The organism is Sorangium sp. So ce375, from assembly GCF_051473855.1.
Classification (GTDB): domain Bacteria; phylum Myxococcota_A; class Polyangia; order Polyangiales; family Polyangiaceae; genus Sorangium.
This window is the reverse complement of the sequence record NZ_CP150335.1, coordinates 3,626,406-3,648,116: the sequence shown is the minus strand read 5'-3', so window position 1 is coordinate 3,648,116 and position 21,711 is coordinate 3,626,406. Positions and strand designations below refer to the sequence as shown.

16 protein-coding genes are annotated in these 21,711 nt (G+C 72.2%); 4 read left to right on the top strand and 12 right to left on the bottom strand.

Annotated features, from left to right (window positions below; all coding sequences use genetic code 11):
* Positions 1–32: 32 nt before the first annotated feature.
* Positions 33–1,229, top strand: coding sequence for a putative sensor domain DACNV-containing protein (locus WME90_RS13800; protein WP_437281567.1), 1,197 nt, complete (start codon positions 33–35; stop codon positions 1,227–1,229).
* A 159-nt stretch (positions 1,230–1,388) separates the two neighbouring features.
* On the opposite strand, the gene cheB is transcribed toward WME90_RS13800, so the two are convergent.
* The 7 genes from cheB to WME90_RS13765 are packed head-to-tail and all read right to left on the bottom strand — an operon-like array spanning position 1,389 to position 11,195.
* A complete protein-coding gene (cheB, locus tag WME90_RS13795; protein ID WP_437281566.1) occupies positions 1,389–2,423 on the bottom strand; it encodes a chemotaxis-specific protein-glutamate methyltransferase CheB in 1,035 nt (344 codons plus the stop codon).
* Positions 2,420–3,250, bottom strand: a complete 831-nt coding sequence (locus tag WME90_RS13790; RefSeq protein WP_437281565.1) for a CheR family methyltransferase — start codon at positions 3,248–3,250, stop codon at positions 2,420–2,422. The genes cheB and WME90_RS13790 overlap by 4 nt, the downstream gene beginning before the upstream one ends.
* Before the next feature lie 10 nt (positions 3,251–3,260).
* Positions 3,261–5,618 carry a HEAT repeat domain-containing protein gene (locus WME90_RS13785; RefSeq protein ID WP_437281564.1) on the bottom strand — a complete coding sequence of 786 codons (2,358 nt, stop codon included), beginning with the start codon at positions 5,616–5,618 and terminating at the stop codon, positions 3,261–3,263.
* The gene (locus WME90_RS13780) at positions 5,615–8,164 is read right to left on the bottom strand and encodes a methyl-accepting chemotaxis protein (RefSeq protein ID WP_437281563.1); all 2,550 of its coding nucleotides are present in this window, start codon (positions 8,162–8,164) and stop codon (positions 5,615–5,617) included. The genes WME90_RS13785 and WME90_RS13780 overlap by 4 nt, the downstream gene beginning before the upstream one ends.
* Positions 8,154–8,591 (bottom strand): chemotaxis protein CheW, encoded by a 438-nt coding sequence (locus tag WME90_RS13775; protein ID WP_437281562.1) that lies wholly within the window; start codon positions 8,589–8,591, stop codon positions 8,154–8,156. The genes WME90_RS13780 and WME90_RS13775 overlap by 11 nt, the downstream gene beginning before the upstream one ends.
* Complete coding sequence (locus tag WME90_RS13770; protein WP_437281561.1) at positions 8,588–10,807, bottom strand: chemotaxis protein CheA; 2,220 nt, start codon at positions 10,805–10,807, stop codon at positions 8,588–8,590. Before WME90_RS13770 ends, WME90_RS13775 begins: the two co-directional genes overlap by 4 nt.
* Positions 10,808–10,811: 4 nt before the next feature.
* On the bottom strand, positions 10,812–11,195 hold the full coding sequence (locus WME90_RS13765) for a response regulator (protein WP_437281560.1): 384 nt from the start codon (positions 11,193–11,195) through the stop codon (positions 10,812–10,814).
* 598 nt (positions 11,196–11,793) lie between these two features.
* Between WME90_RS13765 and WME90_RS13760 the strand changes: the two genes are divergently transcribed.
* Together WME90_RS13760 and WME90_RS13755 are read left to right on the top strand one after the other, a co-directional pair.
* Positions 11,794–14,328 carry a hybrid sensor histidine kinase/response regulator gene (locus tag WME90_RS13760; protein WP_437281559.1) on the top strand — a complete coding sequence of 845 codons (2,535 nt, stop codon included), beginning with the start codon at positions 11,794–11,796 and terminating at the stop codon, positions 14,326–14,328.
* Positions 14,329–14,542: 214 nt separating this feature from the next.
* Positions 14,543–15,550, top strand: coding sequence for a chromate resistance protein ChrB domain-containing protein (locus tag WME90_RS13755; RefSeq protein ID WP_437281558.1), 1,008 nt, complete (start codon positions 14,543–14,545; stop codon positions 15,548–15,550).
* 94 nt (positions 15,551–15,644) lie between these two features.
* On the opposite strand, the gene WME90_RS13750 is transcribed toward WME90_RS13755, so the two are convergent.
* Positions 15,645–16,895 carry an MFS transporter gene (locus WME90_RS13750; protein ID WP_437281557.1) on the bottom strand — a complete coding sequence of 417 codons (1,251 nt, stop codon included), beginning with the start codon at positions 16,893–16,895 and terminating at the stop codon, positions 15,645–15,647.
* Between the two features lie 298 nt (positions 16,896–17,193).
* On the opposite strand from WME90_RS13750, the gene WME90_RS13745 reads away from it, so the two are divergent.
* Positions 17,194–18,300, top strand: a complete 1,107-nt coding sequence (locus WME90_RS13745; RefSeq protein ID WP_437281556.1) for a bile acid:sodium symporter family protein — start codon at positions 17,194–17,196, stop codon at positions 18,298–18,300.
* Positions 18,301–18,473: 173 nt separating this feature from the next.
* On the opposite strand, the gene WME90_RS13740 is transcribed toward WME90_RS13745, so the two are convergent.
* The 4 genes from WME90_RS13740 to WME90_RS13725 form a co-directional block, all read right to left on the bottom strand.
* On the bottom strand, positions 18,474–19,064 hold the full coding sequence (locus WME90_RS13740) for a DUF1259 domain-containing protein (RefSeq protein ID WP_437283608.1): 591 nt from the start codon (positions 19,062–19,064) through the stop codon (positions 18,474–18,476).
* A gap of 137 nt (positions 19,065–19,201) precedes the next feature.
* Entirely contained in the window at positions 19,202–19,459 is a 258-nt protein-coding gene (locus tag WME90_RS13735; protein ID WP_437277927.1) for a hypothetical protein, read from the bottom strand.
* Positions 19,456–20,271, bottom strand: a complete 816-nt coding sequence (locus WME90_RS13730) for an ExeA family protein (protein ID WP_437277926.1) — start codon at positions 20,269–20,271, stop codon at positions 19,456–19,458. The genes WME90_RS13735 and WME90_RS13730 overlap by 4 nt, the downstream gene beginning before the upstream one ends.
* A complete protein-coding gene (locus tag WME90_RS13725; RefSeq protein ID WP_437277925.1) occupies positions 20,268–21,617 on the bottom strand; it encodes a helix-turn-helix domain-containing protein in 1,350 nt (449 codons plus the stop codon). The genes WME90_RS13730 and WME90_RS13725 overlap by 4 nt, the downstream gene beginning before the upstream one ends.
* Positions 21,618–21,711: the final 94 nt, after the last annotated feature.

Below are 21,711 nucleotides of genomic sequence, written 5' to 3'. Positions count from 1 at the left end.
CCGGGGGCGCGGGGGGAGGAAATACCGAGCTCATGCGCCCCAAGTATCCGGCGGACGTCACGGCGGCATTTCTCGAGCTAGAGGGGCAGCCGCCGCTCGCGGCGCAGCGGCTGGCGCCTGGCTCCCGGATCGCCCCAGACGAGGCGCCGCCCTCCTTCGCCGCGATCCTGACCCAGCTGATCGAGACGCTGTTCTTCGCGTCCATGGCGACGGAGGAGGGGCGGCTCAACCCGATCGGCGTGGTGTTCGCCGAGCGCCTCGCGAACTTCGAGTCTGGAGAGCCCGCGTGGGATCTCGTGCGGTTCGGAGCCCCGGTGGCGTTCGACGCGGAGCACCTGGCCAACCTGGCCCCTGCGAGCGCGTGGCCGCGCTCCTTCCTCGCCGTGGTGCCGGTCGAGGGGTCGCTCGTCATCGCCGGCATCGCGGGGGCGCACGGCCATTCGTCGCTCGCGCTCGATCAGCTCGTGCGCGTCGTCGCCCCGAAGCCCGGCGTCGTGGCCGTGTACCGCGGCGACTGGGAGGTCGTCCGTTACGAGCGCGGCGCCGTGCGGACGTGGATGCCCAAGAACCGGCCGCAGCTCGACTCCATCGAGCGGACCGTCGCGCGGGATCAAGCGAGCTCGCTCGTCCGCAACGCGCGCAGCTATCTCCTGCGCATCGTCGAGGGAATGGTCGAGCTAGGTCGCGGAGGGCTCCTCGTCATCCTGGGGCCAGGCGAGGGCCTGCCGCAGCTCTTCGGTGAAGAGGGCAATCAGCTCGACACCGAGGTCAAGCGGCTGGACCCTGCCCTGGGCCTCGGGTCGGCCATCGTCGACCTCGCCGGCGCGCGCGAGGCTCACCCGCCGGACGAGCAGAGGAAGTCGCCCGGGGCGGCGGCGCGCGACTCGGAGCAGGTGCTGCAGAGGTCCGAGCGCGTCAACCAGGTGCTCGATCTGATCGTCCGCCTGACGACCGTCGACGGCGCGGTCGTGATGAGCCACGCCCTCGACGTGCTCGCGTTCGGCGCGAAGCTGCCTCCTCCGAGGGCGATCATCTCCGAGGTCTTCGCCGCCACCCCCGACCAGCGGATGGACGCGAGCTTGAGCCTCGACGCGCGAGGCACCCGCCACCGCGCGGCGGCGGCGTTCGTGGCGGGGTATCCCGAGCGGATCGCCTTCATCGTCTCCCAGGACGGAAACGCGGCGACGTTCCAGGAGATCGACGGAAAGGTCGTCTACTGGCCGCTGTGACGAGGCGGGAGGCGCGATAGGCGACGTGCGGCGTGCGGCGTGCGGCGTGCGGCGTGCGGCGTGCGGCGTGCGGCGTGCGGCGTGCGGCGTGCGGCGTGCGGCGTGCGGCGTGCGGCGTGCGGCGTGCGGCGTGCGGCGTGCGGCGTGCGGCGTGCGGCGTCAAAGATGCCGCAGGATGGCCGCGGGCATCTGGTCGATCGGCGCCGCGGCCGCGGCGAGCCCGGCCTCCAGCACGCGGCGGGGCATACCGTAAACGACGCAGGACGACTCGGCCTCGACGAGGATCCTCCCGCCCGCCGCGCGGATCGCCCTGGAGCCCTCGAGGCCGTCGTCCCCCATGCCCGTCAGCACGACCCCGAGGGCGCCCGGCCCGAACCCGGCCGCGGCGCTCGCGAACAGCAGATCCACAGACGGGCAGTAGAGAGACGCGCTGGCCGTCGCCGCGAAGTGGACGCTGGCGCGCGCCAGGTCGCGCCGGACCTCGAGGTGCGTCCCCCCGCGCGCGAGGACGACGAGGCCGGGCCGGAGCTCGAGCCCGTCCGACGCCTCGACGATCGAGAGCGCGCTCGCGTCGTCGAGCCGGCGCGCCAGCGATTCCGTGTAGCCAGGGGGGATGTGCAGCGCGACGACGATGGGGGCCGGGAACCCGGCGGGCATCGCCGCGAGCAGCCGCGTCAGCGCCATAGGTCCGCCGGTCGACGCGCCGACCACGACGAGCCGCGTGCGCGAGGGCGCAGGGGTCGCGCCGGGCGCGGGCGGCGGCGCGGGAGGTGGCTCCACGCGAGGGACCTTCGCCTCGGCGGCGGCCATCACCTTGCGGACCAGCTCGTCAGCGACCTCGAAGAGACGATCGGTCGCGAGCGCCGTCGGCTTCTCGACGAGGTCGGTCGCGCCTTGCTGGAGCGCCATGACGCCGACGTCGCTGTCCGCGTCGGCGCTGCTGACCACGATCACCCGCGGCGCGCCCTCGCGCGGCAACGACGCGAGCACGCCGAGGCCGTCGAGGTTCGGCATCGTGAGATCCAGCGTGACGACATCCGGCTTGTAGCGCGCGATCTTCTCCAGCGCGTCCAGGCCGTCCATGGCCGTGTCGACGACCTCGATCGAGGAGCTCGCGCCGAGGACCTGCCGCAGCACCTTGCGCACGAAGGCCGAGTCGTCGACAACGAGCACGCGGACCGCGGGCCGCTTCATGGCTCCGCGTTCCGGTAGAGGAACACGCCGCCCCGCTCCTCGCACGAGAGCGCGGTGCCGAGCCTGAAGAGCGACTCGGAGACCCCGACCAGGAGGATCCCGCCCGCGGAGAGCGTCCCCGCGAGGTTCTTGACCACCCACCGCGCCGTGTTGTCGTGGAAGTAGATGAGCACGTTGCGGCAGATCACGACGTCGAGCCGCCCCAGCGACGCGACCTCGGACGCGTCGAGCAGGTTGATCCGCCGCCAGTCGATCGCCCGCCTCAGATCGGCGCTCACGACCACACGGTCGGGCGTCACCTGCAACCACCGCTCGGCGAACGGGGGCGGCGGGGCGTTGCTCCGAAGCGAGCGCGGGCCTAGCACGCCGGCCCGGGCCCGCGAGAGCGCCCGCGCGCTGATGTCGCTCGCGATGAGGTCGACCTTGTCGAGCAGGCCCCGCTCGGCGAGGAGCATCGCGAGCGTGAACGGCTCCTCGCCGCTCGAGCAGGCCGCCGACCAGATCCGCGGACGGCCGCCCGCGGCCACGCGCGGCGCGACGAACTCCGAGACCGCCACCTCGAGCTGCGCGAGCTCGCGGAAGAAGTACGTCTCGCCCACGACCAGCGCGTCGATCAGCGCGTCCATCTCGGCCGCGCCCGCCGGGTCGTAGCGGAGGAAGTAATAGTAATCGAGCAGCGAGTCGAAGCCGGCGTCGAGGGCGCGCACCGACAGCTTGTCGCCGAGCAGCTCGCGATCGCCCGCGTCGTAGTGGAAGCCGATCTTCTCGGCGACGAGCGCGCTGAAGATCGCGAAGACCTGCGGAGAGATGGGGAGGCGGCTCGTCATGCCCACGGCTTCAGGCCCACTGTGCGAGGACGGACGCGGACACGCGCCGCACCTCCGGATCGGGATCGGTCCGCGACGCGCGCTCGACCGCCGCGAAGCCCTCGCGCGTGGCCACCGCAGCGAGCGTCGTGGCCGCCGCCTTCCGCGCCGGCGCGCGCGGCAGCTGGAGCGCCTCGAGGAGCGCGGCGTGCGCCCCGGGGAGCCGCATCCGCGCGAGCGCCGCGGTCAGGAGCGGCGAGAGCTCGTCGTCCGCCGTCGCCAGCGCGTCGAGGATGCCCTCGATGCGGCCCGGGACGGGCGTGGACAGCGCGGTGAGGAGCGGGCCCTGCGCCCGCGACGCGACGAGCAACGCGACAAGGCTCCTCGTCGCCTCGGCGCCGGGCCGCCCCGCGATGAAGCTGGTGGCGGCCGCCCGCACGCTCTCGTCGGGGTCGCCCGCCGCCCGCACGAGCGCCGGCAGGACCTCGGGCGACGAGAAGCCGGAGATCGCCGAGACCGCGACAAGCCGGGTCGCCACGTCCGGCGACGAGAGCGCGTCGAGCAACGTCGGCAGCGACGCCTCCCGCCCGGCGATGCCGAGCCCGATGAGCGCCGACCGCCGCATGTCCGTGTCGCCGTCGCGGGCCGCCTGCTCCAGCGCCGCGAGCGCGAGGTCGCCCTTGATCCCCGACAGCGCCTCGATCGCCGCCACGCGCACCTGGCCGCTCTCGTCCCGGAGCCGCTCGGCGATGACCCCGGCCGCCGCCTCCCACCCGAGCTTTCCCAGCGACTGGCAGGCGTAGTAGCGGACCCACGCGTCGTCGTCGCGGAGCCCCGCGAGGAGCGCGTCGATCACGCGAGGATCCCGGCGCGACTGCCCGAGGGCCCGCATCGCCACGGCCCGGATCCGCGCCGCGGGATCGGCCGCGACCGCGACGAGCGCCTCGAGCGCGGCCGGCGCCGCGAGGGACGCGAGGCCATGGATCGCCTGCTCGCGCGCCCGCACGTCGGTGTCGCGGAGGCCATCGAGGAAGACCGGCAGCGCCGACGGAGACGCGAGGTGGCCGAGGATCCGGAGCGCCGTCCGCCGCGCGGCCGGGGCCCCGTCGCGGGCCGCGGCGAGCGCGAGCGCCTCGACGTCCGGGCCGCCGAGGCCCTGGATCGCGGCCGTCGCGGCGTGGACCACGCGGGGGCTCGGGTCGTCGAGGAGCTGGAACAGCGCGCGCGCAGACCCCGGCTCCGCGATGCGCGCGAGCGCGTCGCACGCCGCCGCGCGGACCTCCGCGTCCGGATCGGCGAGGCAGCGCTCCACGTCGCTCGCCGCCGCGCCCCCCCGGACGAGCGGGAGGAGCAGGAGCCTGCGCGGGCTATCGCCGTCGCGCAGCGCCGCGAGCACCCGGGGGTCCGCGCTCCGCGAGAGCTGGCCGAGCGCCTCCGCCGCGGCGCTCGCGACGGGGGGATCGGCGTCGAGCAGGCGCGTCAGCTCGAGCAGGGCGTCGTCGCCCCCGATCGCGCCGAGCACGCAGCAGAGGGCGGCCTGCTCGGCCGGATCCGCGCCCGCGATGCTCTGGGAGAGCCGCCGCGCCGCGCCCGGCCCCGGCGCCTCGCCCTGGAGCGCCTCGTCGATCGGCGCGGCCGTCCCGTAGCGCTCGCGGTACCGCTCGCGCAGCTCGGCGAGCGCCGCCGCGGCGACGCGCACGACGGCGTCGCTCGGGCGCCCGAGGAGGCGCACCAGCGGCGTCACGGCGCCGCGGCTGCCGGTGCGGCCGAGCGCCCGCGCCGCCTCGAGCAGGTAGCGCGGATCGTCGAGGAGGACCGCCAGCGGGCCGGTCGCGCGCGGGTCGCCGCTCCGCCCCAGCACGTCGATCGCCGGGAAGACACGGAAGAAATTGCCGCTGGAGACGGATTCCACGAGCGAGTCGACCGCGGACCTGCCGCCGACCCGGCCGAGCGCCTCGATCGCGGCGACCGCGACGTTGTCGTCGGGGTGCGACGTGAGCTCTGCGAGCCTCGAGACGGCCGTCGCGCAGCCGCGTCGGCCGAGGATCTGCGCCGCGTCGGCGACGATCGCGGGGCGAGGCTCCAGGGTCAGCGCGAGCACGGCGGCGTCGACGTCGCCCAGCGACGCGACGAGCGCGTCGACCGCGGCGGCGATGCGCGCCTCGCTGTCGCGCCGGGTGGAGAGGCACACGCACAGGGGCTGGACCGCCGCGTCGCCGAGCGCGGCGAGCGACGCGATGACGGCCCGCCGCACGGTCCAGCTCGGATCCGCCAGCATCTCGATGAGCGCGGGCACCCCCGGCGGCCCGGAGGCGGCGAGCCGCTCCACCTGCTCGACGCGCTGCCGCTCCGCGTCCGATACGGCGAGCGCGGGCCGCCGGCCGATCATGCCGTCTCCGGCGGTGTGAGGGGCCGTGTCCCGTTCGCCTTGATGTGCGCGATGACGTGGGCGATCGTGGCGACGACGCCCGCGACCGCGTCCGCGTGCTCCGCGCTGGCGCTCCGGATCCTGCCGATCTGCTCGAGCACGTGGCCTGCGTCGATCGCGATCGCGCCGGCGTCCCTCGCGTGCCTTGCCGCGGAGGCGAGCAGCTCCCGGATCGGGTCGCGCAGCCGCGAGAGCAAGGCGGCGTGCTGCTCGCTCCGGGTCGAGAGCTCGCCGGCCCCCTTCTCGGCGGCCTGGAGCGACGACACGTGCCGGTTCGCGCCCGACGCGAGGGCGGCGACCGCCTCCGCCTGATCGGCGACGGCCCGCGCCGTCTGCCTGGCGATGCGGCGCACGGCCTCCCCCTCCTTCGCGAGGGCCGCCGTCGCCCTGCCCTGGTCCGCCGTGGCCGCGGTCACCGCCGCCGCGAGCCGCGCGACCTGGCGGGCGGACGCCTCGATCTGCTTCGCGGTCCGCGCCTGCTCGCCGATCCCCCGCGCCGACTGGACCGACAGCCGCCGGATGTCGTCCATCGCGCGCGCGATCTCGGTCGCGCCGCCCGCCTGCTCGGCGAGGCCGGCGACCATGCGCTGCGACGCGCCCGAGACCTCCTGCGTGAGCGCCGTGATCCCGGCCAGGGTGCGGTTCTGCTCGGCCATGGCGGAGCTGGTCTGCTGCGTCAGCGCGCGCATCTGCGCGGCGACCTTGGCGAGCTGCGACGCCCCCGTCGCCTGCTCGTCCATCGCCCGCGACACGCGCTCGGCGGTGGACGTGAGCTGCGCGTTGGCCTTCACGGCGTCCCGCAGCGCGCGCGCCTGCTCGGCGGTCGCGTCCTTCGTCTGCCGGGCCATGCGCCTCATCTCGGCGCTGCCCTGAGCGAGCGCCTGGACCGCCTTGGTCTGCTCGGCCGCGGAGCGCGCGACCGCCCTGCCCTCGTCGCTCATGCGCGACGCCGTCTGCGTCAGGGACGCCACCGCCTGCACCTGATCCGCGTTCGCCCGGTCGATGTCGCGGATCGAGCGGCCGAGCTCCTCGACCCCCTGCAGGATGGACGCGAGCGCCCGGTCGGCGTCGCCCGCGAGCCGGGTCCCCTCGTCCGCGACCTTCACGCCCTCGCTCGAGGCGGCCACCGCCTCCCGTGCGCTCGCCTGGAGCGCGCGGACGATCTTGGCGATCTCGGCGCTCGAGACGGCGGCCCGATCGGCGAGGTTGCGGATCTCCTCGGCGACGACGGCGAAGCCGCGGCCGTGCTCCCCCGCGCGCGCGGCCTCGATGCTGGCGTTGAGCGAGAGGAGGTTGGTGCGGTCGGCGATCAGGTTGATCGTCTGGACGATGTCGCCGATCTCCTCGGCCCGCCTGCCCATCTCCTTCATGACCGACGCGGAGTCGGCCATCGCCTGCCGGATGCTCCCGAGCCCGGCGATGGATCTGCCGACCGTCGCCGCGCCCTGGCGCGCGGTCGCGATCCCCTGCTCGGCGGTCGAGCGCGCGGTCTCGACGATGGCGACGATCCGCCGCGTCGAGGCCTCGACCTGCGACGACGTGGAGGCGTTGCTGGCCGCGAGCCCGCTGATCTGCTCGGCGCTCTGCGCGACCTGCTGCGCGGTCCGCGCGAGCTCCTCGGCGGCGACCGCGTTCGCCTCGATGGACGCGGCGTTCTTCTCGGCGGTGACCGCGACCTCCTCGACCGAGCTCGCGATCTCCGTGATCGTGCTCGCGGTGGTCGACGCGCTCCCGTCGAGCGCCTTCGCGCTCTCCGCCACCCCGCGGATCGACCGCGCCATCTGCTCGGCGGTCGCGGCGGTCTCCTCGACCGCGCTCGCCATCTCGGTCGCGTCCCTCGCGACGCGATCGAGGGAGCCGCTCACGCCCACGATCTCCCCCGCCATGGTCGAGATCTGCGACCCGACCCCCTTGGCGTCGGCCGAGAGGCGCGCGACGCCCTTCGACATCTCCTCGATGGTGGCCCCGATCTGCTCGATCGCCGCGGCGTTGCTCTCGCCGCGGACGGCCGCCTCGTCGGCGGATCCGCTGCTCACGGAGACCGAGCCGAGGAGCTCCTCGCTGGAGGACGCGAGCTCCTCGGCGCTGGCGCTCACAGCCTTCACCGAGCGGGCGATCTCCTCGAGCGCCGCCGCGGTCGTGTCCGCCGAGGCGGCGAGCGTGTCGGCGTCGCCCCTCACGCTGGCGAGCGCGGGGGCGAGCGCGCCGATGCCGGCCGCCATCCCCTCGGTCCCCCTCACGATCTCGACGACGGCCTCGCCGACCCGCTGCCCGGAGCGGGCGAGCGCCTGCGCGGCCGCCCCTGCCTCGTCGAGCTCGCCCGCGAGCGTCCCCGCCATGGCCCCCTGCTCTCTGCCGGCGGCGGCCTGCTCGGCGCCGAGGGCGGCGAGCCGCGCGGCCGCCTGCTCGACGCCGGCGACGGCCGTGACCGCCTGACGGAGCGCGCGCTCGGTCTGCTCCGCCCGCGCGAGCGCGCCGTCGATGTCCGCGATTGCATCAGCTGCCATGATCCTGCTCCTCACCGATGATCCTGCCGACGTCGACGAGCATGACGAGGCGCTCCCCGAGCTTTGCGACGGCCCTGACGAACCCGGCGCTCTCCTCCGCCATGACCTCGGGAGGCGGCTTCAGCTCGCCTTCGGCGATGTTGACGACCTCGCGCGCGCTGTCCACCAGGAGGCCCACGGTGCGGCCGCCGCGCTGGACGACGATGACACGCGAGTCCAGCGTCGGCTCCGCGCTGCGAAACCCGAAGCGGACGCGCAGATCCACGACCGGGACCACGCGGCCCCGGATCTGCACCAGGCCGCCGACGTAAGGTCGCGTCCCCGGCACCCGGGTCGCTCCGACGAACGACTCCATGTGGAGGACGTCTGCCGCCGAGATGACATACTCGGTGTCCGCCACCTTCAAGATCACGTGCAGATCGCTCACGAGGCCACCCGGACGAGCGCGCCGCGACCGCCGCGGCCGCCCCGGCCCGCCGAGATCCTGCCGCTGAGGGTCATGAGGTCGACGACGAGCGTGGGGCGCCCATCGCCGAGATCCGTCGAGCCGGACACGCCCGGCACCCTGACGAGCGGGTCCTCGAGCGGTCGCACGACCACCTCCTGCTGGCCGAGCACGCGGGTCACACCGAACGCGAAGGGCGCGCCGTGGCGCCGGACGACGAGCGCCCTGCGCGCGGGCGCGGCCCCGAGCTCGAAAAGGGCGCCGAGGTCGACGAGCGGCACGACCTCGCCGCGGCGCTCGATCAACATTGTACCGCCCCGGCCTTCGCCCAGAGCTGGCAGCACCGTCCCGCCCCGGCCTTCGCCCAGAGCTGGCAGCACCGTCCCACCCCGGCCTTCGCCCAGAGCTGGCAGCACCGTCCCGCCCCGGCCTTCGCCCAGAGCTGGCAGCACCGTCCCGCCCCGGCCTTCGCCCAGAGCTGGCAGCACCGTCCCGCCCCGCGTTTCGCTCGGGGCCGGGCCGCGAACGATGCGCGCGGCGTCGATGTCCACGACCTCCTCGACGCCCGCGACGGGCGTCACGAACAGCTGATCACCACACAGGAAGGAGAAGGCGTCCACGATGGTCAACGTGAGCGGGATCCGGAGCGTGAAGGTGGTGCCGGCGCCGGGCGACGTGCTCACCGAGAGCTCGCCGCCGAGCTGCTCCACGGCGATGCGGCGCACGATATCCATCCCGAGCCCGCGGCCGCTGGTCTTCGTGGCCTGATCGAGCGTCGACAGCCCGGGCAGCGTGATGAGGTCGAGCAGCGCCGCGTCGCTCTCGGGCTCAGGGCGGCCCGCCCTCCTCGCCACCAGCGAACGATCGATGCCGCGGCCGTCGTCGGCGACGCTGAGCTCGAGCTGGGTGCTGGAGCGCTCGAAGCACGAGACCCGGACGACGCCCTCGTCGGGCTTGCCGAGGCGCCGCCGCTCGGCGGGCGGCTCGATCGCGTGATCGACCGCGTTGCGGAGCAGGTGCACGATCGCCGGGAAGACGCGCTCCGCGACCGCCTTGTCGAGCTCGGCCTTGCCGGCGTCGATCTCGAGCCGGACCTGCTTTCCCGTCGCGCGGCCGAGGCCGCGGACGACGAGCGGCACGCGCTCGAGCAGCTCGGCCACGGAGATCATGCGCGCGCGCATGATGGCGCCGCGGAGGTCGCGCAGCGTCCGGTCGTGCTCGCGCAGGATCTCCGACAGATCGCGGGTGTCCACCCCGCGGGCACGCAGCTCGGCGGCCGCCCGGGCGAGCCGGAACCGCGTGACGACGAGCGCCGACAGCTTGTCGAGCGCGTCGTCGAGGCGCGCCACCTGGACGCGCACGACGCCGCGCAGCTGGGGCTCCCGGTCCGCCGGCTCGTCCGGCTCGCGCTCCGCCAGGGCCGCGACGGCCGGGGGGACGGGGGGCTCCACGGTGAGCGCGCGGACGCCCTCCGCCGCCGCCGCGCGCGCGAGCTCCTCGTCGGACGCGTTCGTCAGGACGAGGAGCGCGAAGGCGATGCCGCCCGGCGCCCCGTCGCTGGCCGGGACCGAGAGCGGGATGACCTTGACGATCTCGGCGACCTTGCCGACGCGCTCGCGGACGGTCGTGATGTTCACGCCCTCGGCGGTGCGCGCCGGCGACGGGACGAAGTCGACCCGCAGCGCCCGCCGCCCGCCGGCCACGCCCTGCGCGAGCTGCACCCGCTCGCCTGGCCCGAGCTTGGCGAGGATCTCGGGATCGGCGCCGATGGTCGGCACGGGGGGCGATGGCGCGGCGGCGAGATCGAGCGCGGCGAGCGCGGCGAGGAGCGCGGGCGCCGCGGGCAGCACCGGCTGGCCGTCGGCGAGGGCCCGGGCCCGCTCCTCGATCGCCCTGAGCCCGCGCAGCAGCACCTCGATCGACGAGGCGGAGAGGCTCCCGGCCGCCCGGTCCGCCGCCCGGAGCACGGTTTCCATCGCGTGGGCGAGATCCACGATGGGCTCCACGCCGACCATGGCGGAGAGGCCCTTGATTGTGTGAAGCGCGCGGAAGAGCTCCCGGATCGCCCTGGGGCTCGACTCGCCGGTGCGGAGGGCGGCCTCGACGGCGAGGAGGTTGGCCATCGACGCGGAGAGGTGCTCTTCCACCTCGACGAGGTAACCGGCGACGAACTCCTTCACATCGAGCGCGTTGCTCATCCAGTCATCTGGCGCCCGCGCCGCTGTCCTGCAGGAGCGCTCGCACGCTCGCCAGGATGGCGTCGGGAGTGAAGGGCTTCGTCATGAACTCGGACGCCCCCGCGGCGAGCGTGCGGGCCCGGGACTCCTCATCACCCCGGGTCGTCACCACCAGGATCGGCAGGCTCCGCAGCCGGTCCTGACCCCGGATGAACTCGATCACCTCGAGTCCCCCGATATCAGGCATATTCAGGTCGAGCACCACGAGATCGAACGGCCTGAGCGAGAGCGTCTCAATCGCCTCGAGCCCGCTCGCCGCGTGCGCGAACCCATGCTGCTCTGCCCGCAGGCAGGCCACGACCATCTCGCGCATCACCCGGCTGTCATCAACGACGAGGATCTCTGCCACAGCGGTGCTCGGCCGAGGGAATAGCCGGCCCAGGCGCTGGGTGTCAATCGCGCCTGTGCGTCCTTGCGAGAATCAGGGAAATCCCGTCGGACCACCCCCGAGATCCGAGCCCGAGGCTCAGGTGAGCAGCGCGCGCCGCGGCCGTGCGCTGCGCGCCGGGCCGGCGCCGTCGATCGAGCGCGGCTCCTCGCGGAGCGTGTTGCGCTCGCTGCCCGTGTTCGCTCCGCTCGCAATGAGTCCGGGCTCCGCCGATGAATGTGAGCGCGTCTGAGCGCGTCAGCGAGCGGCGACGGATGGTGGAGCGCGGACGTCATAACCCACGTCGATGGCCCCAGGCGAGCGCAACGTGATGCGTGGCGCAATGACCAGGGGCGACCAGAAGCAGCCAGAAGCAGCCAGAACCAACCAGACGCAGACGGACAGAAGTGGGCGCCAGGGCACGTCCCAGCGTATTGGGCTTGCGTTGTTGCGGGCTCTCGCTCAGATGAGACTGGGCGGTAACGATGCTTGCGGAATCAACGCCTCTCCGCGCCCGGACCCACCCGAGAGGCGGCCCTCAGGCGACACGCCTCGCAGCCCCTGCTGTCCCTGGAGAACCATGAATCGGCCAACAACGATGGACTTCGTGCTCGCCGACGCCACGCACGATGCGAACCGCCCGCCCCGGCGCCCGGCGCTGGCCGCGGGGCGAGGCGCCCGGGAGGGGAGCACGGAGCCTCCGACGAGCGAGCGCGCGCCGCGCGGGGTGGTGTGGATCCTCGACGACTCGCCGCTGGAGGCCGACATGGCGGCGCGCTCCCTCGCGCAAGGGTACGAGGTGCAGGTCTTCACGGACGCCGCCGCGATGCTCGAGCGCGTGGCGGGGAGCGATCTTCCGGACGTCCTCGTGCTCGACCAGGTGATGCCGGGCATGTCCGGCACCGAGATCTGTGGCCTCTTGCGGTCGCGCGCCGCCACGGTCGGGCTCCCGATCCTCATCTTGACCGTGGCCGGGCAGGAGCAGGACCTCGTCGAGGGGCTGACGGCGGGCGCCGACGACTACGTGATCAAGCCCTGCCCCGCGGCCGCGCTGTCGGCGCGCGTCGGAGCGCTCCTTCGCTCGAAGCGGCTCCGCGAGCGGGCCGAACGGGCCGAGCGGATAGCAGCGGTGGAGCGCGATCTGCTGCGCGCGCTCATCGAGCAGAGCGGCGACGGCATCATGGCCGCGGACACGCGCGGGGCGCTCCGCATTTGCAACGGCGAGGCCCAGCGGCAGCACGGCGTCTACGAGCGCGACGCGAGCGCCGCGCTCGAGGCGCTGCGGGGCCGCGGGCTGCTCGCGCTGGACGGCCGGCCCCTTCGCCCCGACGAGGACCCGCTCCTCCGCGCGATCCAGGGCGAGAAGGTCGAGAACGCGCGCTGGCTCGTGACGCGCCCGGACGGGTCGATCCGCGCGCTCGCCGGAACGGCGTCCCCGCTGCGGCAAGCCGACGGCTCACCCGCGGGGGCGGTGCTGATCACGCGCGACGAGACCGACGCGATCGAGGCGGATCGGGCGCTCCGGGACAGCGAAGAGCGCCATCGCGTGATCATCAGCGCGCTCGAGGAGGGCATCACGCTCCAGGACGAGCGCGGCGTCATCCGCACCGCGAACGCGAGCGCCGAGCGGATCCTGGGCCTGCCGATGGCCCAGCTCGTCGGGTCCACGATGCTGGGCCCGTCGTGCAGGCTCGTCCGCGAGGATGGCTCGCCGTTCCCTTCCGAGATGTACCCTTCGCAGATCGCGCTCCGGACCGGCGCGCCCCAGTCGGGCGTCGTGCTCGGGCTGGAGCGGCAGGACGGCTCGGTCGCGTGGCTCTCGGTGAACGCGCAGCCGCTCCGCCGCTCGGACGGCTCGGTGGCCGGCGTCGTCTCCTCGTTCTTCGACATCACGGCGCGGAAGCGCGCGGAGGAGGAGCGGCAAGCCCTGCTCGCCGCGGCGCAGGCGGCCCGGCAGGAAGCCGAGGCCGCGAGCCACCTGAAGGACGAGTTCCTTGCGACGATGAGCCACGAGCTCCGCACGCCGCTCACGGCCGTCCTCGGCTGGATCCGGATGCTGCGCACCGGCAAGCTCGCGGAGGACCGACGCGACAAGGTGCTGGAGACGGTGGAGCGCAACGCCCGGGCGCAGGCGCAGCTGATCGACGATCTGCTCGACATCTCGCGCATCATGGCCGGCAAGCTCCGGCTGGACGTCCAGCCGATCGACCTCGTGTCCGTGCTCGACGCCTCCCTCGAGGTCGTGCGGCCGGCCGCCGATGCCAAGGGCGTGCGGCTCGAGCCGCTCCTGGAGCCCGGCGTGGGCGCCGTCGCGGGCGACGCGGGCCGGCTGCAGCAGGTCGTCTGGAACCTGCTCAGCAACGCGGTGAAGTTCACGCCGCGCGGCGGGACGGTGTGCGTCCGGCTCGATCGCGCCGACGCGTCCGCCGAGATCACCGTGTCCGACACCGGCCAGGGCATCGAGCCCGCGTTCCTGCCTTACGTGTTCGAGCAGTTCCGGCAGGCCGAGACCGGCACGACCCGCAAGCACGGCGGCCTGGGCCTCGGGCTCACGATCGTGAAGAGCCTTGTGGAGATGCACGGCGGCACGACCCACGCGCTGAGCGACGGGGAGGGGCGGGGCGCCACGTTCATCGTCCGGCTGCCGCTCGCGGCGCCGCCGAGCCACGCCCGGGGGCGCCGGCTGGCGCCGCTGCCGGACATCCCTGCCGGGAGCGACCGTCCGGCAGAGCTCGCGGCGTTGAACGTGCTCGTGGTGGATGACGAGGACGACACGCGCGAGCTCGTCGTCACGATGCTCGAGCAGTGCGGCGCGAACGTGACGGCCGTGGCGTCCGCGGCCGAGGCGCTGCTCGCGGTGAAGGCGCTGCAGCCCGACGTGCTCGTGTCCGACATCGCGATGCCCGGCGAAGACGGCTACGTGCTCATCCGCAGGATCCGCGCGCTCCCGGCGGCGAGCGGGGGGCGGACTCCGGCGGTCGCGCTCACCGCGTATGCGCGCACGGAGGATCGCATGCGCGCATTGCGGGCAGGGTTCAACACCCATGTCCCGAAGCCCATCGAGCCGGCGGAGCTGCTCACGGTGCTCGCGAACATGTGTGGTTCGCGGGTGTGATCCCGGCTCGACGCGGCGGACGACCCGCAGCAGACCGACAGCCCGCGCCATCTCGTGTCACACCAGCCAGGATGGCTCTCTATGTTGACACGTGAGCACGTTGACATGTGAGCAGCGCATCGAAAGACTGCCGTGCTGAATGCCGCCCTCCCGCGCATCACGCCGCCCGGCTGCCGCCCGACGCAACAGGCCCAAGGGCTCGCCGGGCGAGCACGTGCGCGCTCTTCCGGCGGCAGCGCCCCCGGAAGACCCGCGCGCCGGGCGATGGCTGCTCCTCATCCATCAGCTCCCGCCCAAGCCGGCGTACCTCCGCGTGAAGATCGGGCGCCATCTGCAACGTCTGGGCGCCGTCGCGATCAAGAACTCGGTCTACGCGCTCCCGGTTACCGACTCGGCGCGCGAGGATTTCGCCTGGGTGCACCGCGAGATCCTCGACGGCGGCGGCGAGGCGTCGGTGTGCGAAGCCCGGTTCTTCGCGGGGCTCTCGGATGCGCAGATCGAGGCGCTCTTCGACGCAGCCCGGAACGCCGACTACGAGGCTCTCGCCGAGGAGGTGCGCGCCGTTCAGGGGGGTCTCCCCCGACGCGGCCGCATCCCCGAAGAGCGCCGCGCCGAGGTCGCGGGCGAGCTCGCGCGCTTCAAGAAGCAGCTCGGCGATATCGCGGCGGTCGATTTCTTCGCGTCCACCGGGCGGGTCGCGGTCGAGGGGCTCGTGCGTGAGCTCGAAGCGCGCCTCGAAGGCGGCGCGAGCGGATCGTCGACGAAGCGTCAGCCGGCCGTGCTGGCCGCCGACGTGCGTGGCCGTACCTGGGTCACCCGCAAGAACGTCCACGTCGACCGCATCGCGAGCGCGTGGCTTATCGGGCGCTTCCTCGATCCGGAGGCGTGCTTCAAGCTCGTGAGCGGCAAGGGGTATACACCGGAGCCGGGCGAGCTGCGCTTCGACATGTTCGAGGCCGAGTTCACCCACGAAGGCGACCGCTGCACGTTCGAGGTGCTCCTCGACCGGTTCGCGCTCGCGGATCCGGCGCTGCGCCTCATCGCCGAGATCGTCCACGACATCGATCTCAAGGACGCCAAGTTCAACCGGCCCGAGCGGCCGGGCGTGGAGTGTCTCGTGAACGGGCTCGCCATGGTCGAGCGAGACGACGAGGCGCGGCTCGCCCGGGGAGCGGCGCTCTTCGGCGATCTGTACGAATCGCTCGCGCGCAAGGCAGATTGAGGAGCGTCACGCGCCGCTCTGACGTGCGGCCGACCCCGACCCTGCCGGTAGCGACGGTCGCCGGGTGGTCACCGTGAGGGCGCGGCGGCGTGGCTCACGGTGAGCTCCGGGGTCGCGTCGCTGCCGCGGCCCCGTCTGCAGTCTCCTCCGGCGGCTTGACGGCGCCGAACTGGATGAGGAGGAGTACGTCGTAGATCGTCTTGGCGACGCCGCCGCACAGGAGCGGCCAGCCAAAGCTCGATCGGCTGAGCATCGCGCCCGCGAGGAGCGGCGCGATAGCTGCGGCGAGGCTGCGCGGTACATTCGTGACGCTCGCGGCGGCCGGGCGCTCCTCCGGCGGGACCACCGCCATCACGTACGACTGCCGCGCGGGCACGTCCATCTGCGAGAGGCACATGCGCAGAAGGAGGAACCCGACAGCGAGCGGCGCGGTGGGCATGAGCGCGGCCAGGATCAGGAGCACATTCGACGGCAGGTGGGTATAGACCATGGTGTTGATGAGCCCGATCTTCGCTGCGAGCCGTGCAGAGACGAGCTGCGAGAAGCCCGCGGCGATGCCCGCGGCGAAGAAGACCGCGCCCGCCGTCTCCACGGAGAGGGCGAAGCGACGGAAGAGCCACAGCGCGAGCAGCGACTGAACGATGAACCCGCCGCCGAACGAATCGAGGCTGAACAGCGCCGCGAGCCGGAAGACGATCCGGCGCGACCGCAGGAGAGGCGCTGCCTTCGCGGTCCGCGTGTGCTGCTCGAGCGCGGGCGAGAGCTCGCGGTAGAGAATGCCCACTGCGACCGCGACGGCCGCATACAGCGCGAACCCTGAGCGCTCTGCCGCCGCCCGATCCCAGCCGAACCAGCGCGCAGCGGCCACGGGCAGCCCGCTCGCCAGCGCGCCGAGCGCACCGGCGAGGTTGCCCGAGAGATTGTAGCGGGCGAACATCCCCGTGCGGTCGCGGCTCTCAACCGTCGCGCTGAGGGCGGCCTGCTCGGCAGGCAGAAAGACGCTGACATCGCCTGCCGAGGGATTGAGCGTTCCAGCGACAGCGACGACGAGCAGCGGCCAGAACTCCGTGACCCCTAAGAAACCGAGCCCTGTCGCGAGCATCAGCGCCGAGGCGCCGAGGAGGAGCTGCCGAAAGCCGAGCCCACGCCCCAGGAGCCCGACAGCCAGCGTGAGCATCGCCGAGCCCAGCAGCGTGCCGGCGATGATGGCCCCAATCTGGAGCGGGCGCAGGCCGATCGACGAGAGATAGTCGGCGAGGAGCACGCTGACGAAGCCGTCGGCGAAGCCGCGCAGCGCCCGGGTGACGAGGAGCCTCTGCGCGTCGGCCGTTGCGCTCGGGGGCATCAGGGCGAGGGTGGCGCGCTGCCTCGAGCCAGAGCCCTTCCGGGCGGCCGCGTCGGGGTCCGTCGCAGGGGCTACGTTCGATGGACGGCCGTCGTTCTGGATCAACTGATCTATTGGTAGAACAATTGCATCATCGAGGCAAGTGTACGCGGCGGCGTCCCCTGGCCTCGACGCCAGCTGCGCGCATCAGCTGGCTTGCAGCGTCCTCGGCGCCGCGCTGGCGCAGAGAGCAGGCTCGGCGAGGACGGCGAGCTCCCAGGATCGAAGGTGACCTGCCAGGCGCCGGTGCGAGGATCTCATGAACCAGATCGTCCAGAAGGCTCTAGAGTGGATGCAGCGCCGCCTGCTGTGGCTGCTCCTCTGCTCTTACGCGCTGGCGTGGCTGGTGTCCGGGCCAGGTCTACGTTTGCGCGACCTGTCTGCCGGGTCGCTCCCCTGGGTGCGCGGCGGCCGCGTCGAGCTCTCGCTGCCGTTGCTCCTGCTGGCCTTCCTCTTGGCAAACGCGGGTTTCGGCGCTCGCGTACAGCAGCTCAGGCATCTGCCCAAGTACCTTGGGCTCCTCGGCGTCGGGCTCGCGGCCAGCACCGTTCTACCAATCCTCTTCGCGCTCGCCGTCTCGCTTCTGGCCGTGCCACGACATGACGAGGAGTTACAGAACATCCTGGTCGGGTTGGCGCTCATAGGATCCATGCCTGTTTCCGGGTCTTCTACGGCGTGGTCACAAAACGCCGGGGGCAATCCCGTTCTGAGCTTGGGCCTGGTACTGCTATCGACGCTCTCGAGCCCGCTCATCACACCGGTGGGGCTGCACCTCGTCGGCTACATGGCACGCGGCGATTACGCCCAGGATCTGCACGAGCTAGCATCCCAGGGGAGCAGCGGATTTCTCATCGTGGCGGTCGTCCTGCCATCCCTGATGGGCATGCTTCTGCAGCGCGCGCTGGGATCAAGAGCGCGGAAGCTGGTATCGCCGGCCTTGAAGCTGCTCAATTTGGTAGACCTGCTGGTGCTAAACTACTCCAACGCATCGAGCGCCTTGCCTCAGGCGTTCAACCACCCCGACTGGGATCTGCTGTTCATCATCGCCTTGATCACCACGACGTTGTGCGTTCTCAGCTTCGGTCTCGGTGGATTCCTCGCGCGCTGCATGCGGGTGGACGCGGCCGATAGACTCGCGCTGATGTTTGGCCTGGGCATGACCAACAATGGGACAGGGCTGGTACTGGCATCCGTCGCACTTCCGGATCACCCGGAGGTGATGCTGCCGATCATCTTTTACAACCTGGTTCAGCAGATCGTGGCGGGCGTCGTCGACGTGCGCAGCCGACGCTCGGCGCCGCGGCAGATTGCTCGGCCGCCGTCGTCAGGACGAGGGCTCTTTTCACGATGGCGGCGAGGAGCGTGACATCCGCTGGACCAGCGCCGCTCTCGATGAGGTCGCGCTGCATGTAGCCGGCGAGGGCGATGGGGCCGCCGAAGCCGAGCGCGCCGGGCCGCAGGAAGTAACTGCAGAGCTTCCCGAGGGTGCAGGAGACCGTCTCGCCCGCCTTCGCCGAGCTCGCGCCGGGGTTCGCGCCGTCAGTCGCTGGTCTTCGTCAGGTCGACCGCCTTCTTCACGTTGGCAGCGAGGGTCGCGACCGGGCCGCGACCCCAGTAGTGCAGGAAGAGGATCCTCGGCTGCTCGCCGACCATGTGGTTGTGGATGGCCACCACGTGGATGCCGCTCCCGCGCAGGGACTTCAGCACCGGCTGGAGCTCGTCCTCTGTCACCGCGAAGTCACCGTCGACAACGGCGTTGTCGTCGGTGCCCGCAAAGGCGGCCCACGTGTTCACGCCCATCGCCTTGCCGACCTCGCACCCGCACTCGGCGTGGGTCGCGGCGCGGCCGATCGTGACCTTCACCATGCCGTCTTTGACGGCGCCCTTGTGGCCGAAGGCGCCTTCGACCTTGGCAGGATCGATGGCGCTCTTCGCCGGGATCGGCGGCCCGAAGCGATCCTTCGGCTGCGCCGACTTCGCGCGCACAGCCTTCATCGCGTCGAGCGCGCTCTTGATGCCCTTGCCGAGCGCGTCGACCGCCCCCTCGCCCGCGATGTGCATGAAGTAGATGTGGGGCTTGTCGAAGAAGAAGTGGTTGTGGAGCGCCGTCACCGCGAGCCCGTTGTTCAGGGTGTTACCGAGCAGGCTGTTTGATGGCCGGAAGATCCGGCTCTGTGATGGCCATCATCGAGCTGGATCTCCGCTCACCGCGATTGCAGCGAGGCGATGCGTCGGGTGACTGCGGCGGTCGCAGAGCGCCGGCGCTCTCAGTCGATGCGGAGGGGGAGGCGGTCATCGCCGTCGAGGACGGCGTGATAGCGAGCGAGAGCGTCGTCGAGCCGATCGAGGTAGTGGAGCACGACGTCGACGGCGTAGAGGCGAGGGCAAAGCGGATCCGGGTCGCCCGGGTAGCGCGCGGTGAGCGCGTCGCGGGCGAGCGCGAGGGCCGCGACGAGGGCGGCGGCTGCGCTGCCCGCGGCGTCGCCGCGCCGCGTGTCCCCCTCGGCCAAGGGGACGGGGTTCATCCGGCCTCCTCTGCGTCCAGCTGCAGGATGCGGCTCAGGATGTCGCGCTCGACGAGCTTGCGCTTCTTGCGCGCAGCGGCGCGGAGCGCGGCGGTGGTGAGTCGATCGGTGTCGCGCAGGCTGCCAGCGGCCGCCTCGTGCAGCATCGCGATCGCGTCCGAGGTGAAGAGCTCTTTCGTGCAGCCGACTCGGCCGAGACGTACACGCAGATAGTCGGCCGTATCGTCCGGCGTGAGCGGGTCGATGGTCAATCGGTAATGGAGGCGTGAATACAGGGATCGATTGCGGCGCACGCGGAGCCGCTCGCCGAGCTCGGGCAAGCCAAGCAACACGAGCGAAAGCAATGCGCGGCTATCCCAGGCGTAATTAAGGAGTATGTGAAGATGATCGAGTGTGTCCTGATGAAGTAGATGGGCCTCATCGAGGACGAAAACCGGAAATACGCGCTCCTTCGCGAGTTCCTCGACGTGCGTGCTGACCGCGTAGAAGACGTCTCCAGCGGTGCTGCAGCGCGCGAGACCGAGGGCCAGACAGAGCTGGCGATAGAAGTCCCGGCGTCCAAGGGTCACGTTGGCGCAGTAGGTCAAGCGAAACGTCTGCGGCGAAAGGGCATGACGGAGCGCGCGGAGCAGACACGTCTTGCCGACGCCGGGGTCACCGGCGAGCAGCACGCTCTTTCTGGCGTGCACCGCCTCGATGAGCGTCTCGAGGAGCATCTGCTTGGACGGGGGGAGCCAAAGCTCGCCGTCTTCGACCTCCTTGGAAAATGGCTCTGCGGTGAAGCTGAAGTAGCTGCAGAAGTCCATGGTCATCCCTCCTCGTCACCGCGAGGCGTCCGTCCGAGAGCCTTGTCCAGGAGCGTTTTCGGCGGGTCGAAGGGGACGCGCGCCTCGTGAGCGACATCGAGGTTGCAGGCCGGTCGCGGCCGCTGGGCGTTCTTCACCGGATCTACCCGGTGCAGGGCGAAGCGTTTGCCCTCGTGTTCGATCCAGGGCGGCTCGTTCGGCGTGACGAGGCACCTCGACACTGTGACGAGGTGGCCGGCGAGGAAGCCGAGATCGGTCTCCCAGTCCTCCCCATCCATCGAGAGCGTGCTGTCACGCCGCACGCGCCGGCGGGCCTGGGTCGTGAGCGCGTCGCGCAGCTTCCGCTCGTCGAGGTCGTCGGTGACGTGGGGATACTTCTCGTAGACCTGCGCGGGGCACTTGCCGAAGAGCGCCGCGTGCGGTGTGCGGTGGTAGTGCTCGTCGATCCATGCGTAGAGCCGGACGTTGAGGTCGTGGAGCGACCCGAGCGCTCCGATGAAGTCCAGGCACCTCCCGCGCAACGTCCTCCAGAAGCGCTCCATCTTGCCGCGCGCGGGGGCGTCGTACGGGCGGGCGTGGATCAGGGTGGTGCCGAGTCGCTCGCACGCAAGGTGCAAGGTGTGCCCGCGGTAGGTCGAGCCGTTGTCCAGGTAGAGGGCGTCGGGAGCGCCGTGCTTGCGCAGCGCCCGGATGAAGAGCGCCAGCATGTCGACCTCCCGCTCGGCGCTCATCGCCTCGATCGCGAGGATGTACCGGGAGGCGTCGTCGAGCAGCGCGTGGATCCGCACCGGCGCCGGGCTGCCGTTAACGAGGATCGGCGATGCGTGACACACATCGCCGTGCCACAGGGCGCCGGGGTGCTCGGCCTGCCAGCGCAGCCGCACCTTGCCGCCCGTGCGATCGCGCAGCGCGATGCGATCGAGGCTGTGTTCGGCGTACAGCCGTCGCACCGTGGTGGCGGAGATGGCGTCTTTGTCGAGCCGGCCCGCCGCGATCAGGGTGTCGAGGATGAGCGAGACCGAGGCGCTCGGGTGCTCCTCTCGGATATCGAGCAGCATCCGTCGTTGCTCGGGGGTGAGCTCACGCGCCCGGCCTTTGTCCCTACGGGGCTTGGGGCGCAACCCTTCGAGGCCTTCCGCCTTGTACGCGTAATACCAGCGCTCGAGCGTGGGGACGGAGTATGTGCGCGGAGAATGGGCGCGCGGTGGGCGAAACCGCTGCTTGCTCAGGTCGGCGAGCGCTTCGGCGAGCTCTCCGCGGTCGAGCTCGCGGTGCATGAGCGAGCCGATGATCTCGCTGCGATAGAGCGCTACCGCTTCCGATTGGTCCTTCGGCTGGAGGGGGTCTTGCACGTCGTGTCCTTTCCGCGCCGGTGACACCGCACCGGCCGCACAGCCATCCAAGCGCAAGGCGCTCCGCCGACCGAGGATCCAACCGGGTGGGGTC